Origin of the sequence: Paracoccus caeni (assembly GCF_016629665.1) — a bacterium.
Taxonomy (GTDB): Bacteria; Pseudomonadota; Alphaproteobacteria; order Rhodobacterales; family Rhodobacteraceae; genus Paracoccus; species Paracoccus caeni.
Genome location: NZ_JAEPRQ010000003.1, coordinates 88274 through 102049, shown reverse-complemented (window position 1 = coordinate 102049; position 13776 = coordinate 88274). Strand labels below are relative to the sequence as shown.

The following is a 13776-nucleotide window of genomic DNA, read 5'->3' as shown; positions in this document are numbered from 1 at the left end:
TGGGGCATCAGCGCCGTTTGTAAGGGTCGGCCAGCGCCGGAATGACCTTACCCGCGCAATCCCCGAAGCCGATCTGATAACCGTCCCCGCGCGCCGCGCCGCGCAGGATCAGCGTGTCGTTATCCTCGATAAAGCTGCGGGTGCCGCCGTCGATCGCAATCGGCTCTTTCCCACCCCAACTCAGTTCCAGCAGGCTGCCCCGGCTGTCCTTGGTCGGGCCAGAGATCGTGCCCGAGCCCAGGAGATCGCCCGTATTCATCGCACAGCCCGAAGTCGTGTGATGGGCAAGCTGTTGCGGGGCCGAGTAATACATCTCGGCGTAATTGGTGCGGCTGAGGATCGTCTCCGCCCCGCCTTGAGGGATCAGCCCGACTTCCAGCGCGATGTCGTAAAGCATCGGGCGCGGCTCTTGCAGATAGGGCAGCAGCGGCTTTTCACGATCCGGGGTCGAGGTGCGGAACGGTTCCAGCGCGGCGCGCATCACGATCCACGGCGAAATGGTCGTCGCGGTGGCCTTGGCCTGAAACGGTCCAAGCGGCTGATACTCCCACGCCTGAATGTCCCGCGCCGACCAGTCGTTCAGCAGGACATAGCCGAAGATCATCTGATCCGCCTCGGCCACCGTCACCGGATAACCGGGATCCGAGGCCGTGCCGACCACCGCCCCCAATTCCAGCTCGATATCGAACCGGGCCGAGGGGGCAAAGCGCGGCGCGGCGTCGTCCGGGCCTTTGATCTGCCCCCACGGCCTGCGCACCTCGGTCCCTGACACCACGACCGAGGATGCCCGCCCGTTATAGCCGATGGGGATATGCAGCCAGTTCGGCGGCAGCGCATTCTCGGCCCCGCGGAACATGGTGCCGACATTGAACGCGTGGTGACGGCCCGCGTAGAAATCGGTGTATTCGGCAATCAGGAACGGCAGATGCAGGACCGCGCCGTCCTGTGCGACCAGATAGGGCACAACTTGTTCGCGCCATTCGCTGCCTTCGGCCAGAAGCTCGGTCATGCGGTCGCGCAGATCGGCCCATATCGCCGGACCTGCCGCCATCAACTCGTTCCAGAATGGCACGTCCAGATAGGGGCCGCCGTCCAGTTCCAGCAAGCCGTCAGCCTCAAGTGCTGAGACATCAAGGATCACGTCGCCGATGGCCACCCCGCAGCGGGGCTCGGTTTCATCAAGGCTGAAGACACCGCAGGGCAGGTTGTTCAGCGGGAAGGGGCAATCGGCGGCATTGGCGCTGTCGAGCCATGAGCGGATCAGGGGCATCTTGTGTCCTTCACTTCAGGCCGGGCGTGCCGTCGAATTTCTTCTCAAGGCTGCCCCAGCAGTCGATGTAATCTTCTTGCAGCGCGCCCGGCTGGGCGGCGAAGGGGGTCAGGTGCTGCGGGAAGCGGGTCTCGAACATGAAGCTCATGGTCTCGTCCAGCTTTTCAGCCTTCAGCTCGGCATTCGAGGCACCCTCGAAGGCGTTACGGTCGGGGCCGTGCGGCAACATGCAATTGTGCAGCGACATGCCGCCGGGGACGAAGCCTTTGGGCTTGGCATCATAGACGCCATAGATATTGCCCATCAGTTCGGACATGACATTCTTGTGGTACCACGGCGGGCGGAAGGTGTTTTCAGCCACCAACCAGCGTTCGCGGAACAGCACGAAATCGATATTCGCCGTGCCCTCGACACCCGACGGCGCGGTCAGGACGGTGAAGATCGACGGATCGGGATGGTCGAACAGGATCGCGCCGACCGGGCAATAGGTGCGCAGATCGTATTTGCAGGGCGCGTAGTTGCCATGCCACGCCACCACGTCCAGCGGGCTGTGACCGATCTCGGTTACATGAAACTGTCCGCACCATTTGACGGTGACGGTCGAAGGCACTTGGCGATCTTCGAACGCCGCCACCGGCGTCTTGAAATCACGCCGGTTCGCCATGCAGTTGGCGCCGATTGGCCCCCGCCCCGGCAGGTGGAATTTCTGACCGTAGTTTTCGCAGACAAAGCCGCGCGCCGGGCCCTCCAGCACCTCGACCCGATAGACCAGACCGCGCGGGATCAGGGCGATTTCCTTCGGCTCAAGATCGATGATCCCAAGCTCTGTGCAAAACCGCAGGCGACCCTCCTGCGGCACGATCAGCAATTCGCTGTCGGCCGAGAAGAAATAGGCGTCCTGCATCGATTCGGTGACCAGATAGATATGGCTGGCCATGCCGGTCTGGGTGTTCACATCGCCCGCCGTGGTCATGGTCCGCATGCCGGTGATCCAGTTCAGCGGCTCATCTGGCACCTGCAACGGATCCCACCGATACTGGCCCAGACTGATGATGTCGGGATCGATGCAGGGCGCGGATTTCCAATACGGCACATCGATCTTCGTGAAGCGATGCGTGTGCTTGACGCTGGGCCGGATGCGATAGCACCAGGTCCGTTCGTTCTGATGGCTTGGCGCGGTAAAGGCGGTGCCGGAAAGCTGTTCGCCATAGAGGCCGTAATTGCATTTCTGGGGCGAGTTCATGCCCTGCGGCAAGGCATCCGGCAACGCCTCGGTTTCGAAATCATTGCCGAAACCGGGCATATACCCGTCATGCGGCCCATTATCGCCAACGGCGCGCACCATACCCTGAGGCAGATCGAAAACGGTCATTTCAGAATCCCTCCCCTGAATCTTCCCTCACAAATATTCATTGCATTTGCAATGAAGTCAAGTTTTAATGGGGCAAGGTTGCACTCTCCACCGGCCTGTGCCGAGAATGGTGCCGGACTGGACAAGCGGATTCACCACCATGACGCCCTTTGCGCTGAACGATTTTCTGCCCTATCGCCTTGCCGTCGCCGCCTCTCGGGTCAGCCGCGCGTTCGAGCGTCGCTATATGGCCGAAGCCGGGCTTTCGGTTTCGGAATGGCGGGTGCTGGCGCATCTGTCGCAGGAAAGCGAGGTCTCGGTCCGCGAGATTCAGGCACGGGTGGATATGGAGAAATCCAAGGTCAGCCGCGCCGCAACCCGGCTGGAAGAGCAGGGTCTGATCACCAAGGTCGTCAATCAGACGGACCGGCGGCTGGTCTCGCTGTCGCTGACCCAAAAGGGGCATGAAGTGATGGAAAAGCTGATCCCGCTCGCCAATCGCTTCAACGCCGACCTGCAACGCATCCTTGGGCCAGAGTCCAAGGCCTTCCATGCCTCGCTGGACAGGCTTCTGAACGAATGAACGTGATCCTGCATGATTACTGGCGATCCTCGGCTGCCTATCGGCTGCGGATCGCGCTGGCGCATCTTGGGTTGCCCCATGAGAGCCATGCGGTCGATCTGCTGACCGCAGAGCATCGCGGCTCCGAGAATATCGCCCGCAATCCGCAGGGTTTGGTGCCGACTTTGGAGATTGACGGGCTGACCCTTACGCAATCGCTGGCGATCATCGAATATCTGGACGAGACGCGGCAGGCAGGCTTTCTGCCGGGCGATGCGGCGGGCCGGGCAAGGGTTCGGGCGCTGGCCTATGCGGTGGCGATGGAGATCCATCCGGTCTGCAATCTGCGCGTGGCCCGTCATGCGGCGGAGGTCTCGGGTGGGGCGATCACGATGGAGGACTGGATGCGGCACTTCATCGGCAGCGGGCTGGCAGCGGTGGAAAGGATGCTGGATCATCCCCGCACCGGGCCGTTCTGCCACGGCGATCAGCTAAGTATGGCTGATCTATGTCTGGTGCCGCAGATCTATAACGCCGAAAGATGGGGCGTGGATCTGTCGGGGATGCCGCACATTCAGGCGGTGACTGCAGCGCTGCAGGAATTGCCTGCGGTCGCGGCGGCGCATCCTGATCGGTGGCAGCCCACCTAGACCGGCAGACCCGAATCCGCCTTTGGCTGGTCCATAACGATCTGACTTTGCACTCGCGCGACGGCAGGATGTGGCAGCAACCGATGGTGAATCAGCGCGTTCAGCGCCGCAAGATCGCCGCACCAGACGCGCAGCAGGTAATCCGCCTCGCCGGTCAGGGTCCAGCAACTGACCACCTCGGGCAGCGTCTGGACCAGCTTCGCAAACCCCTCGGCGTTACCCGCATTATGCGCCGCCATCTGCACCTGCACAAAAGCCTGCACGGCCAGCCCCAGCCGTTCCGGGTTCAGCCGCGCGCCATAGCCGGTGATGACGCCGTCATCCTCTAACCGGGCGCGGCGACGGGCAGCCTGACTGGCGGACAGGTGCAACAACTCGCCCAATTCCTGCGCCGTCATGTCGGCCCGGCGCTGGACAGCCGCGAGCAATCGGGAATCTGTTGCGTCTCTCATGCGTAAATCTCGCATTTTGATTTCATATACGATGAATAGCACGCATATTGCAGCCTATTGAAGCGAAACATTGCGCACCCTCCGCGCGCGAGATGTGGGACTGTTTCTGCAACTCAGCAAATGGAGGAATTCATGGGCCCTTTCCCGCATGACGCCCCGCTCCAGACAATTTCCGAGGCGAACCCCGCCGGCACCGACGGCTTCGAGTTCGTGGAATTCGCCCATCCCGAGCCGCAGCAATTGCGCGACCTGTTTCAGCGCATGGGCTATGCCCTCACGGCCCGCCACAAGTCGAAGAAGATCGAGCTTTGGCAGCAGGGTGACATCACCTACATCCTGAACGACGAACCCGGCAGCCATGCCCGGCAGTTCGTGGAAGAGCACGGCCCCTGCGCGCCCTCAATGGGCTGGCGCGTCGTCGATGCGAAACATGCCTTCGACCATGCGGTAAAGCTGGGCGCGACCCCCTACGAAGGCCCCGGCAAAACGCTGGACTGGCCCGCCATTATCGGCATCGGCGGCTCGCTGATCTATTTCACCGATCAATACGGCCCCGACCGCAACCCTTATGAGACCGAGTTCGACTTTACCGATACCAGCAGACCGAAGGGCGTTGGCTTCCACTATCTCGACCACCTGACCCACAACGTCCACAAGGGCAATATGGACAAGTGGTTCGGCTTCTATGGCGATCTGTTCAAGTTCAAGGAAATCCGCTTCTTCGATATCGAGGGCAAGTTCACCGGCCTGTTCAGCCGCGCGCTGACCTCTCCCTGCGGGCGCATCCGCATCCCGATCAACGAGGATCGCGGCGAGACCGGGCAGATCGTCGAATATCTGAAGCGCTATAATGGCGAAGGCATCCAGCATATCGCGGTCGGTGCCGAAGACATCTACTCGGCGACCGACGCCATTGCCGAACGCGGGCTGAAATTCATGCCGAAACCGCCGCAAAGCTATTACGACATGTCCTTCGACCGCGTGAAGGGCCATGATGAGCCGGTGGACCGGATGGCCAAACACGGCATCCTGATCGATGGCGAAGGCGTGGTTGACGGCGGTGAGACGCGGATTCTGCTGCAAATCTTCTCGAAAACCGTGATCGGGCCGATCTTCTTCGAATTCATCCAACGCAAGGGGGATGACGGCTTTGGCGAGGGCAATTTCCGCGCCCTCTTTGAAAGCATCGAACAGGATCAAATCGAGCGGGGCGTTTTGAACGCCTCGTGATCGGCCCTTAGGAATGGCGAGGTGCCCGGCTGTCGTCGGGCGCCCGCATTCAGCGATGCTGGTATCGGTCTTTTAAGCCAGCACTCCGATCTGCGGTCGCTCTTTCTGGCCATAGTGGAAGAGGTCGATGAAGTCCTGCGCGGCGGATTCCGATCCCGATATCTCCACCACCCCTTGCCGCACCAGATCGGTGACAGGGTCCGGTCCATAGACCGCCCAGGCCGCGCCGTTGGTTGATCCCCTCAGCACGAAATCCCCCGCCGGTTCCGAAACCGCCCGAACGCGCAGCCGACTGTCTTCCGTAATTTCCTGCACGAAGCATTCGGTCCCGAAATCCATCCCCGCAGTGATCTTTGACCGGGCCAGCGGCAGGATCAGCGCCGTCATCGAAATCATCAGCGCCGTCGGGCTGATGAAGCGGCTCGGATCGTGACCGGGATGAAGCGCGCCCCAATGGCACAGCGCCTGCAGCACCGGCAGCAACGCGCTTCCACTGTCGGTCAGCGCATAGATGGCCAGTTCCTTGTCGTGGCGCACCACCCCCGCCTCGACCAGTTGACCCAGCCTCTGCGTCAGCACCGCCGCCGTGATCCCGGGCAATCCCTGCCGGATTTTCTGGAACCTCTTGGGCGTAAACATCAGTTCCCGCACGACAAGCAACGCCCAGCGATCGCCCACCACGTTCAGCGTATGGGCGGCCAGACAGCCTTCATCGTAACGGATACGCTGATCTTTGCTCATAGTTTGATATCTTTTTCATACTAACAGTTGCATTATGATACTAACGGTGCGACCTTTCAAGGGTAGAAAGCGATTCTCTCGCTTTGCAGGAGGTAGAAATGTCCTATTATTCCGGCTTCGTCGCCTCGGTCCCGACGGCGAACAAGCAAGCCTATATTGACCACGCCACCGGCGCCTGGCCGCATTTCAAGAAACGCGGCGCGTTGCGCATGATGGAATCCTGGGGCGAGGATGTCCCCCACGGCAAGCAGACCGATTTTTATCGCGCAACCAATGCCAAGGATGATGAAACCCCGGTCTTTTCGTGGATCGAATGGCCCGACCGCGCGACCGCCGATGCCGCGTGGAATGACATGATGAGCGACCCGGACATGCAGCAGATGCCGGACATGCCCTTCGACGGCATGCGGATGTTCTGGGGCGGTTTTGCCCCGATCGTTCAGGAAGGCGAAACCAGGTCGGGCAGCTATATCCAGGGCTTCGTTCTGGCCGCACCCGCCGCGAACAAGCAGGCCTATATCGACATGGCCAAGGGCGCTGCGGAAATGTTTGCGGGCTATGGCGCGACGTTTCAGATCGAATGCTGGGGCGAGGATGTGCCACACGGCAAGCAGACCGATTTCTACCGTGCCGCCGATGCAAAAGAGGGCGAGGTGCCGTTGTTCTCTTGGATCGAATGGCCCGACCGCAAGACCGCTGACGATGCGCAAAAGCAGATGGAGGCCGAGATGGAGGGCAAGGAATTTCCCGAGATGCCCTTTGACGGCAAGCGCATGTTCTGGGGCGGCTTCCTGCCCATCGTCGATTTGCGCTGAGGTCGGCTGATGGCACAGGTTCACGGCAGGCCGGTCTGGTACGAACTGGCGACGGAAGCAGGTCAGCTTGGCGCGGCGGGTGATTTCTACGCGCAGGTGCTGGGCTGGCAGGTGCAGGATTCGGGGATGGAGGGGTTCACCTACCACCTCGGCACCTCGAACGGCGATATGGTGGCCGGGCTGATGGAAAAGCCCGCGCCGATGGCGCAGGTGCCGCCGAACTGGATGACCTATTTCGGCGTCGATGACGTGGATCAGACGGTCGCGCGCATCACGGCGGCGGGTGGCTCGGTCTTTCGTGAGCCTGCCGATATTCCGGGCACGGGGCGCTTTGCCGTCGTCTCGGACCCGCAAGGCGTGGCCTTTGGTCTGCTTGCACCCCTGCCGATGCAGGAGGGGCAAGGCGGCAACGCCTTCCATCAGCAAAAGGTCGGGCATGGAAACTGGACCGAGCTGATGACCAGCGATCCCCAGGCCGGGTTCGCCTTCTATGCCGATCTGCTGGGCTGGCAGGCGGGCGATGCGCTGGATATGGGCGAGATGGGCACCTATCAGCTTTTCCGCCATGACGGGGCCGAGATTGGCGGCGTCATGGGTATCGGCGTATCGCAGGTTCCGGCGTGGCTGCCCTATTTCGGCGTGAACGGCACCAATCCGGCGATCGAGCGCATCAAGCAGGCTGGCGGCAACCTGATCCACGGCCCGCAGGAAGTGCCGGGCGGTGCATGGATCGCCATCGCCACCGATCCGCAAGGCGCGACCTTCGCCGTGGTCGGGCCGCTGGAACATACCGCCTGACAGCATCGACCGCTGCCCGCCGATCCGCGCGGGCAGCGGTGCAACATAGCGCAAGGGAGGGCGCGACATGACCATTACCCTGACCACATTCGACTGGGTGCCGGAATTCGCACATGGCTATGTCCGCGATTTCCGCATCCGCTGGACGCTCGAGGAACTGGGCCTGCCCTATCAGGTCGATACCGTTCCCGGCGCGGAAAAAACCGCCCAGCATCTGTCGCGCCAGCCCTTCGGACAGGTGCCGATGATAAGCGACGGCGATCTGTCGCTGTTCGAAAGCGGCGCGATCCTGCTCTATCTCGCCGAAGGCACGGCGCTGAAACCCGCCGGTGCGGATGGCGCGCGGGTGCTGCAATGGGTGGTAGCGCTGTTGAACAGTGTCGAGCCCTATTTCATGCGCTGGGCCGATGCCAAATTCTTCGAAGAGGACGAGGCCGCCGCCGCCAAGGCCGAACCGATGCTGCGCCAGCGGCTGAAACAGGTCGAGACCGCCTTGGGCGACCGTGACTGGCTGGTCGGCGACAGCTTCACCGTGGCCGATCTGCTTTTGGCCGAGATGCTGCGCATTCCCGGCGAAAACGGCCTGCTGGATGATCTGCCGCAACTGGCCGCCTATGCGGAACGCATTACCGCGCGCCCCGCTTTCGCGCGCGCGATGCAGGATCACATGCAGCACTGGAAGGACGCCGCTGCCGCCTGAGGCTGGCCGCACGGGCTTGAACAGAGGACGACCGATGACGCTGATCCTGACCACCTATGACTGGGTGCCGGAATTTCCGCGCCCCTATGTCCGCGATATCCGCATCCGCTGGCTGCTTGAGGAACTGGGCCAGCCCTATCAGCTTGCAACCGTGCCGCTGCGGGAAAAGACCGCCGCGCATATCGCCATGCAGCCCTTTGCACAGGTGCCGTTCATTCAGGACGGCGACACCGTGCTGTTCGAAAGCGGTGCGATCCTGCTGCATCTGGCCGAGGGCACCAAGATGATGCCCGATGATCTGCGCCAGCAGGTCCAACAATGGCTGATCGCGGCGCTGAACAGTGTCGAGATCTACAGCATGGCGTGGTTCCTGTCGAAATTCATGGACAAGGACGAAGCCGCCGCGACCCGGCGCGAGGAACTGGTCCGTCTGCGGTTCCAGCAATTGCAGTCGGTCTTGGCCGGGCGCGACTGGCTGACCGGCGACCGCTTTACCGTCGCCGATCTGCTGATGGCGGAAATCCTGCGTCTGCCCGGTCAATACGGTCTGTTGGACGATGTCCACGAACTGGCCGCCTATGCCGAACGCGCCACCGCCCGCCCGGCCTTTCGCAAGGCTTTGGCCGACCAGATGGCGCATTGGCGCGCCGCAGACGAAAAGGAAGCCACCGCATGACCAGCCCCGCAATCACCCCCGGTCGCAATATCGCCATCAAGGTGCCGCTGCACCGCTATGACGAAACCGTCGCCTATTACCGCGACCGCGTCGGCCTGCCCGTTACCCGCGAGATGCAGAACTCAACCGGCTTCGCCTTCGGCAACCTGACCCTGTGGATCGACCGCGTGCCGCAGCAATCGCAGGTCGATATCTGGCTGGAACTGTTCAGCGACGACCCTGATGCCGCATTGGCCAGCCTCGGCAGCCCGCAACGGGACGAGCTTGAGCCGCTGGACGGTGTCACCGGCCACTGGACCTCGGACCCGGCGGGCACGGTCCTGCTGGTCCGCCAACCAAAATCGGATGAGAGATGAGCCTGACCCTCTACGGCCACCCCCTTGCCGCCTATTGCCACAAGGTTCTGGTGGCGCTTTACGAAAACGGCACGGATTTCACCTTCCGCCATGTCGATCCCAGCCAGCAATCGGAACGCGACCTGATGCTGACCCTGACCCCGATGGGCAAGATGCCCGCGCTTGAGGATCAGGCGCGGGGCGAGACGCTGGCCGAAAGCTCGATCCTCATCGAATATCTGGACCGCCACCATCCGGGCCCGCACCCGCTGCTGCCCCGCGACCCGGACAAGGCGCTGACCGCCCGACTGTGGGACCGCTTCTGCGATATCCACATCGCCAATACGATGCAGCAGATCGTCGATGCGCGCCTGTTCATGGCCAAGGAAGCCGAGGCTTACGTGACCCCCTACACCACCAGCCAACTTGATCGCGCCTACCGGGCCGCCGACCGTCAGCTTCAGGACCGCGACTGGCTTGCCGGTGATTTCAGCATCGCCGACTGCGCGGCGGTGCCTGCGCTGTTCTATGCGGGCATTTTGCATCCCTTCGACGCCCATCCAAACCTGTCGGCCTATTTCGAACGCCTGCTGACCCGCCCCTCGGTGATCCGGGTTCTGGACGAGGCAAAGCCGTGGCTTGTCTATTTCCCCTTCCCCGAGCGCGTCCCGGCCCGTTTCCTCTAGTAAGAGTTACGCCCCAACAACAAGGGCGGTGCCCGTCCGTCGGGTGGGCACAGGAACGCTTGTATTTGGCACTTTATGGTGCCGTCCCGTCAGACCTATCCGTATCGCGAAACCTCACCAAAGTGCCCGCCCGGTGGGGCGGACGGGCACTGCCCGGCGGTGCCTGCGGCACCTTTGCTCCGGGCGGGCACATCCCACAGGCTCGCATTCTGCGCTGATCTTCCAACCCAACGCCCCGCCGCGCAACACCACCGCGCGCAAGCGGTGTACAGCCTGTGCACGTCCGGTGCATCGCCGGTGGACGCCCTGTGCCCCCGGTTCCCCAGCATTTGCTGAAAAATCCAGGACCAGCCCTTTCTCCGTTGCCCAAATACCCAAAGCAACGCCCGCAGCCGTTGCGTCGATTGGATTCGAACCTTGGCCTTTCTGGCCACATTCGCTAATCCGTCCCCAAGCAAGGGGATCGCCAGCATGAGCATGGACAAGAGTTTTGACGCCGAGGCCGCCGAGGCCCGCATCAGCGCCGAATGGGAAAACACCAACGCCTTCGCCGCCGGGGCCAATGCCTCGCGCAGCGAAACCTTTACCGTGATGATCCCGCCCCCGAACGTAACCGGCAGCCTGCATATCGGCCACGCCTTCAACAACACGCTTCAGGACATCCTGATCCGCTGGCACCGCATGCGCGGCTTTGACACGCTGTGGCAACCCGGTCAGGACCATGCGGGCATCGCCACCCAGATGGTCGTGGAACGCCGCATGGCCGAGCGGCAGGAACCCAACCGCCGGGTCATCGGACGCGACGCCTTTGTCGAGAAAATCTGGGCGTGGAAACAGGAATCCGGCGACACGATCATCAATCAATTGAAGCGCTTGGGTGCGTCTTGCGATTGGTCCAGGAATGCCTTCACCATGTCCGGCGCGCCCGGCGCCCCTGCGGGCGAGGACGGCAATTTCCACGACGCGGTCATCCGCGTTTTCGTGGATCTGTATAACAAAGGTATCATCTATCGCGGCAAGCGTCTGGTGAACTGGGACCCGCATTTCGAGACCGCCATCAGCGATCTGGAGGTCGAGAACCGCGAGGTTCCCGGCCATATGTGGCACTTCAAATACCCGCTCGCCGGTGGCGAAACCTATGAATATGTCGAACGGGACGAGGACGGCAACGTCACCCTGCGAGAGACGCGGAACTATATCTCGATTGCCACCACCCGCCCCGAAACCATGCTGGGCGACGGCGCGGTCGCGGTTCACCCGGACGATGCCCGCTATGCACCGATCGTCGGCAAGCTGGTGGAAATCCCGGTCGGCCCCAAGGAACACCGCCGCCTGATCCCGATCATCACCGACGAATATCCCGACCCCGATTTCGGCTCGGGCGCGGTCAAGATCACCGGCGCGCATGATTTCAACGATTACGGCGTCGCCACCCGCAATAACATCCCGCTTTACGCGCTGCTGGACACCAAGGGCGCGATGCGCACCGATGGCCTTTCCTATGCCGACAGTGCCGCCATCGCCACCCGCGCCGCGCGGGGCGAGGATGTGGGCGACGTGTCCAACGTCAACCTTGTCCCCGACGATCTGCGCGGCCTTGACCGCTATGACGCCCGCAAGCTGGTGATCGATCAGATCAATGCCGAGGGGCTGGCGGTCACCTATCTGCACAAAGAAATCGACGCCGAAACCGGCGCCGAGCATCTGGAAAAGCGCCCACTGGTCGAGGCGAAGCCGATCATGCAGCCCTTCGGCGACCGCTCGAACGTGGTGATCGAGCCGATGCTGACCGACCAGTGGTTCGTCGATACCAAGCAGATCGTCGGCCCGGCGATAGAGGCAGTCCGCGACGGCCGCACCGAAATCCTGCCCGAGCAGCACAAGAAGGTCTATTTCAACTGGCTGGAAAATATCGAGCCTTGGACCATCAGCCGCCAGCTTTGGTGGGGGCATCAGATCCCGGTTTGGTATGGGCCGGGACAGAAAAACGACCAACAGGCCGATTACGACAATCCCGTCGCCTTCTGCGCCGTGTCTTTTGATGAAGCAGCGGCACTGGCGAGGCAACATTACGGTACGACGGAAATCCACGAGGTCACCGATGCTCAGCAGGCGATAGACGACCGACTAGAGGCGGCTACGCTTGGCGCTCAATCTCAACATCTCTGGCGCGACCCTGACGTTCTCGACACTTGGTTCTCCTCAGGCCTCTGGCCGCTGGGCACTTTGGGCTGGCCGGAAGACACGGCGGAGCTGAAGAAATACTTCCCCACCGACGTTCTGGTCACCGGCTTTGACATCATCTTCTTCTGGGTCGCCCGGATGATGATGATGCAACTGGAAGTCGCCAAGGACATCCCCTTCCACACCGTCTATGTCCACGGCCTCGTGCGCGACGAAAAGGGCGCGAAGATGTCGAAGTCGAAAGGCAACGTCATCGACCCGCTGACGCTGATCGACGATTTCGGCGCCGACGCGCTGCGCATGACGCTGACCAGCATGGCCGCGATGGGCCGCGATCCAAAGCTGGGGCCGCGCCATGTCGAGGGCTTCCGCAACTTCGTCACCAAGATCTGGAACGCCACCCGTTTCGCCGAAATGAACGGCGTTCGCGGCGGCAACCCGCGTCCCGATCCCAGCCACAACGTCAACCGCTGGATCATCGGCGAGGTTGCCCGCATCCGTCAGGCGACCGATGAGGCGTTGGAGACCTATCGCTTCAACGACGCCGCGACCGGGCTGTATGCCTTTGTCTGGGGCAAGGTCTGCGATTGGTATGTCGAATTCTCGAAGCCGCTTTTCGATGGCGATCTGGCCGATGAAACCCGCGCCACGATGGGGTGGGTGCTGGATCAGTGCTATCTGATGCTGCACCCGATCATGCCCTTCGTGACCGAAGAGCTTTGGGCACTGACGGGTGATCGCTCAAAGATGCTGGTTCACGGCGACTGGCCGACCTATGGCGCAGAGCTGATCGACCCCGAGGCGGATCGGCAGATGAACTGGGTCATCGCGCTGATTGAAAGCGTCCGTTCGGCCCGCGCGCAGATGGGCGTTCCGGCAGGCGCGAAGCTGGACCTGATCGTGACCGAGGCCGACGCTTTCGCCCGCGACGCCCTGACCGCCAATGCGCCGCTGATCGAGCGTCTCGCCCGCGTCAATGCGCCGGTGGACGGCACGGCGGGCAAGGGCATGATTGCGGTCTCGGCCACAGGGGCCAGCTTTGCGCTGCCGATCGGCGACGTGATCGACGCTGCGGCTGAAACGGCACGACTGCAAAAGGCGCAGGCGAAGTCGGAAAAGGATGCCGATGGTTTGCGCAAGCGCCTGTCCAATCCGAAATTCGTCGAGAATGCCGAAGCCGAAGTGATCGAGGAGACCCGCGACAAGCTGGCCGCATTGGACGACGATATCGCAAGGCTGCAGGCGGCGCTGGAGCAACTCGCGGCGATGTAACCGGATGCTGGCGGAGAGATGAACTGTTTCGTTCCGCCAGCACAACACTCTTTC

General features: G+C 62.2%; 14 protein-coding genes. 10 read left to right on the top strand and 4 right to left on the bottom strand.

The genetic code is table 11. The annotated features are described in order from the left end of the window. Positions 1–7: 7 nt before the first annotated feature. Both fahA and hmgA read right to left on the bottom strand, forming a co-directional pair. Positions 8–1270, bottom strand: a complete 1263-nt coding sequence (fahA, locus tag JJJ17_RS10000; protein ID WP_200685981.1) for a fumarylacetoacetase — start codon at positions 1268–1270, stop codon at positions 8–10. Positions 1271–1280: 10 nt separating this feature from the next. Next, entirely contained in the window at positions 1281–2642 is a 1362-nt protein-coding gene (hmgA, locus tag JJJ17_RS09995) for a homogentisate 1,2-dioxygenase (protein ID WP_200685979.1), read from the bottom strand. 139 nt (positions 2643–2781) lie between these two features. Between hmgA and JJJ17_RS09990 the strand changes: the two genes are divergently transcribed. Together JJJ17_RS09990 and maiA are read left to right on the top strand one after the other, a co-directional pair. After that, positions 2782–3204, top strand: coding sequence for a MarR family winged helix-turn-helix transcriptional regulator (locus JJJ17_RS09990; protein WP_200685977.1), 423 nt, complete (start codon positions 2782–2784; stop codon positions 3202–3204). Further along, positions 3201–3833, top strand: a complete 633-nt coding sequence (gene maiA / locus JJJ17_RS09985; protein ID WP_200685975.1) for a maleylacetoacetate isomerase — start codon at positions 3201–3203, stop codon at positions 3831–3833. The genes JJJ17_RS09990 and maiA overlap by 4 nt, the downstream gene beginning before the upstream one ends. Here maiA and JJJ17_RS09980 read toward each other — a convergent pair. Next, positions 3830–4285 carry an Lrp/AsnC family transcriptional regulator gene (locus JJJ17_RS09980; protein WP_200685973.1) on the bottom strand — a complete coding sequence of 152 codons (456 nt, stop codon included), beginning with the start codon at positions 4283–4285 and terminating at the stop codon, positions 3830–3832. The genes maiA and JJJ17_RS09980 overlap by 4 nt on opposite strands. Before the next feature lie 132 nt (positions 4286–4417). On the opposite strand from JJJ17_RS09980, the gene hppD reads away from it, so the two are divergent. Further along, positions 4418–5515 (top strand): 4-hydroxyphenylpyruvate dioxygenase, encoded by a 1098-nt coding sequence (gene hppD / locus JJJ17_RS09975; RefSeq protein ID WP_200685970.1) that lies wholly within the window; start codon positions 4418–4420, stop codon positions 5513–5515. A gap of 72 nt (positions 5516–5587) precedes the next feature. Here hppD and JJJ17_RS09970 read toward each other — a convergent pair whose 3' ends face one another. Continuing rightward, positions 5588–6256 carry a winged helix-turn-helix transcriptional regulator gene (locus JJJ17_RS09970; protein WP_200685968.1) on the bottom strand — a complete coding sequence of 223 codons (669 nt, stop codon included), beginning with the start codon at positions 6254–6256 and terminating at the stop codon, positions 5588–5590. Positions 6257–6354: 98 nt separating this feature from the next. Between JJJ17_RS09970 and JJJ17_RS09965 the strand changes: the two genes are divergently transcribed. From JJJ17_RS09965 to JJJ17_RS09935, 7 genes are all read left to right on the top strand, one after another. Further along, positions 6355–7071, top strand: a complete 717-nt coding sequence (locus JJJ17_RS09965) for a DUF1428 domain-containing protein (RefSeq protein WP_200685966.1) — start codon at positions 6355–6357, stop codon at positions 7069–7071. 9 nt (positions 7072–7080) lie between these two features. Next, entirely contained in the window at positions 7081–7869 is a 789-nt protein-coding gene (locus JJJ17_RS09960; RefSeq protein ID WP_200685964.1) for a VOC family protein, read from the top strand. Between the two features lie 67 nt (positions 7870–7936). Beyond that, on the top strand, positions 7937–8569 hold the full coding sequence (locus JJJ17_RS09955; RefSeq protein ID WP_200685962.1) for a glutathione S-transferase family protein: 633 nt from the start codon (positions 7937–7939) through the stop codon (positions 8567–8569). 34 nt (positions 8570–8603) lie between these two features. Continuing rightward, positions 8604–9245 (top strand): glutathione S-transferase family protein, encoded by a 642-nt coding sequence (locus tag JJJ17_RS09950; RefSeq protein WP_200685960.1) that lies wholly within the window; start codon positions 8604–8606, stop codon positions 9243–9245. Then, on the top strand, positions 9242–9601 hold the full coding sequence (locus tag JJJ17_RS09945) for a hypothetical protein (protein WP_234464022.1): 360 nt from the start codon (positions 9242–9244) through the stop codon (positions 9599–9601). The genes JJJ17_RS09950 and JJJ17_RS09945 overlap by 4 nt, the downstream gene beginning before the upstream one ends. After that, positions 9598–10266, top strand: a complete 669-nt coding sequence (locus JJJ17_RS09940) for a glutathione S-transferase family protein (RefSeq protein ID WP_200685958.1) — start codon at positions 9598–9600, stop codon at positions 10264–10266. The genes JJJ17_RS09945 and JJJ17_RS09940 overlap by 4 nt, the downstream gene beginning before the upstream one ends. Positions 10267–10737: 471 nt before the next feature. Continuing rightward, positions 10738–13722 carry a valine--tRNA ligase gene (locus JJJ17_RS09935; RefSeq protein ID WP_200685955.1) on the top strand — a complete coding sequence of 995 codons (2985 nt, stop codon included), beginning with the start codon at positions 10738–10740 and terminating at the stop codon, positions 13720–13722. The last annotated feature ends 54 nt before the right edge of the window (positions 13723–13776 follow it).

Bases quoted from the DNA above. Each gene is read 5' to 3' on its own strand.
- fahA (WP_200685981.1), bottom strand. From the start codon at position 1,270: ATGCCCCTGATCCGCTCATGGCTCGACAGCGCCAATGCCGCCGATTGC.
- hmgA (WP_200685979.1), bottom strand. From the start codon at position 2,642: ATGACCGTTTTCGATCTGCCTCAGGGTATGGTGCGCGCCGTTGGCGAT.
- JJJ17_RS09990 (WP_200685977.1), top strand. From the start codon at position 2,782: ATGACGCCCTTTGCGCTGAACGATTTTCTGCCCTATCGCCTTGCCGTC.
- maiA (WP_200685975.1), top strand. From the start codon at position 3,201: ATGAACGTGATCCTGCATGATTACTGGCGATCCTCGGCTGCCTATCGG.
- JJJ17_RS09980 (WP_200685973.1), bottom strand. From the start codon at position 4,285: ATGAGAGACGCAACAGATTCCCGATTGCTCGCGGCTGTCCAGCGCCGG.
- hppD (WP_200685970.1), top strand. From the start codon at position 4,418: ATGGGCCCTTTCCCGCATGACGCCCCGCTCCAGACAATTTCCGAGGCG.
- JJJ17_RS09970 (WP_200685968.1), bottom strand. From the start codon at position 6,256: ATGAGCAAAGATCAGCGTATCCGTTACGATGAAGGCTGTCTGGCCGCC.
- JJJ17_RS09965 (WP_200685966.1), top strand. From the start codon at position 6,355: ATGTCCTATTATTCCGGCTTCGTCGCCTCGGTCCCGACGGCGAACAAG.
- JJJ17_RS09960 (WP_200685964.1), top strand. From the start codon at position 7,081: ATGGCACAGGTTCACGGCAGGCCGGTCTGGTACGAACTGGCGACGGAA.
- JJJ17_RS09955 (WP_200685962.1), top strand. From the start codon at position 7,937: ATGACCATTACCCTGACCACATTCGACTGGGTGCCGGAATTCGCACAT.
- JJJ17_RS09950 (WP_200685960.1), top strand. From the start codon at position 8,604: ATGACGCTGATCCTGACCACCTATGACTGGGTGCCGGAATTTCCGCGC.
- JJJ17_RS09945 (WP_234464022.1), top strand. From the start codon at position 9,242: ATGACCAGCCCCGCAATCACCCCCGGTCGCAATATCGCCATCAAGGTG.
- JJJ17_RS09940 (WP_200685958.1), top strand. From the start codon at position 9,598: ATGAGCCTGACCCTCTACGGCCACCCCCTTGCCGCCTATTGCCACAAG.
- JJJ17_RS09935 (WP_200685955.1), top strand. From the start codon at position 10,738: ATGAGCATGGACAAGAGTTTTGACGCCGAGGCCGCCGAGGCCCGCATC.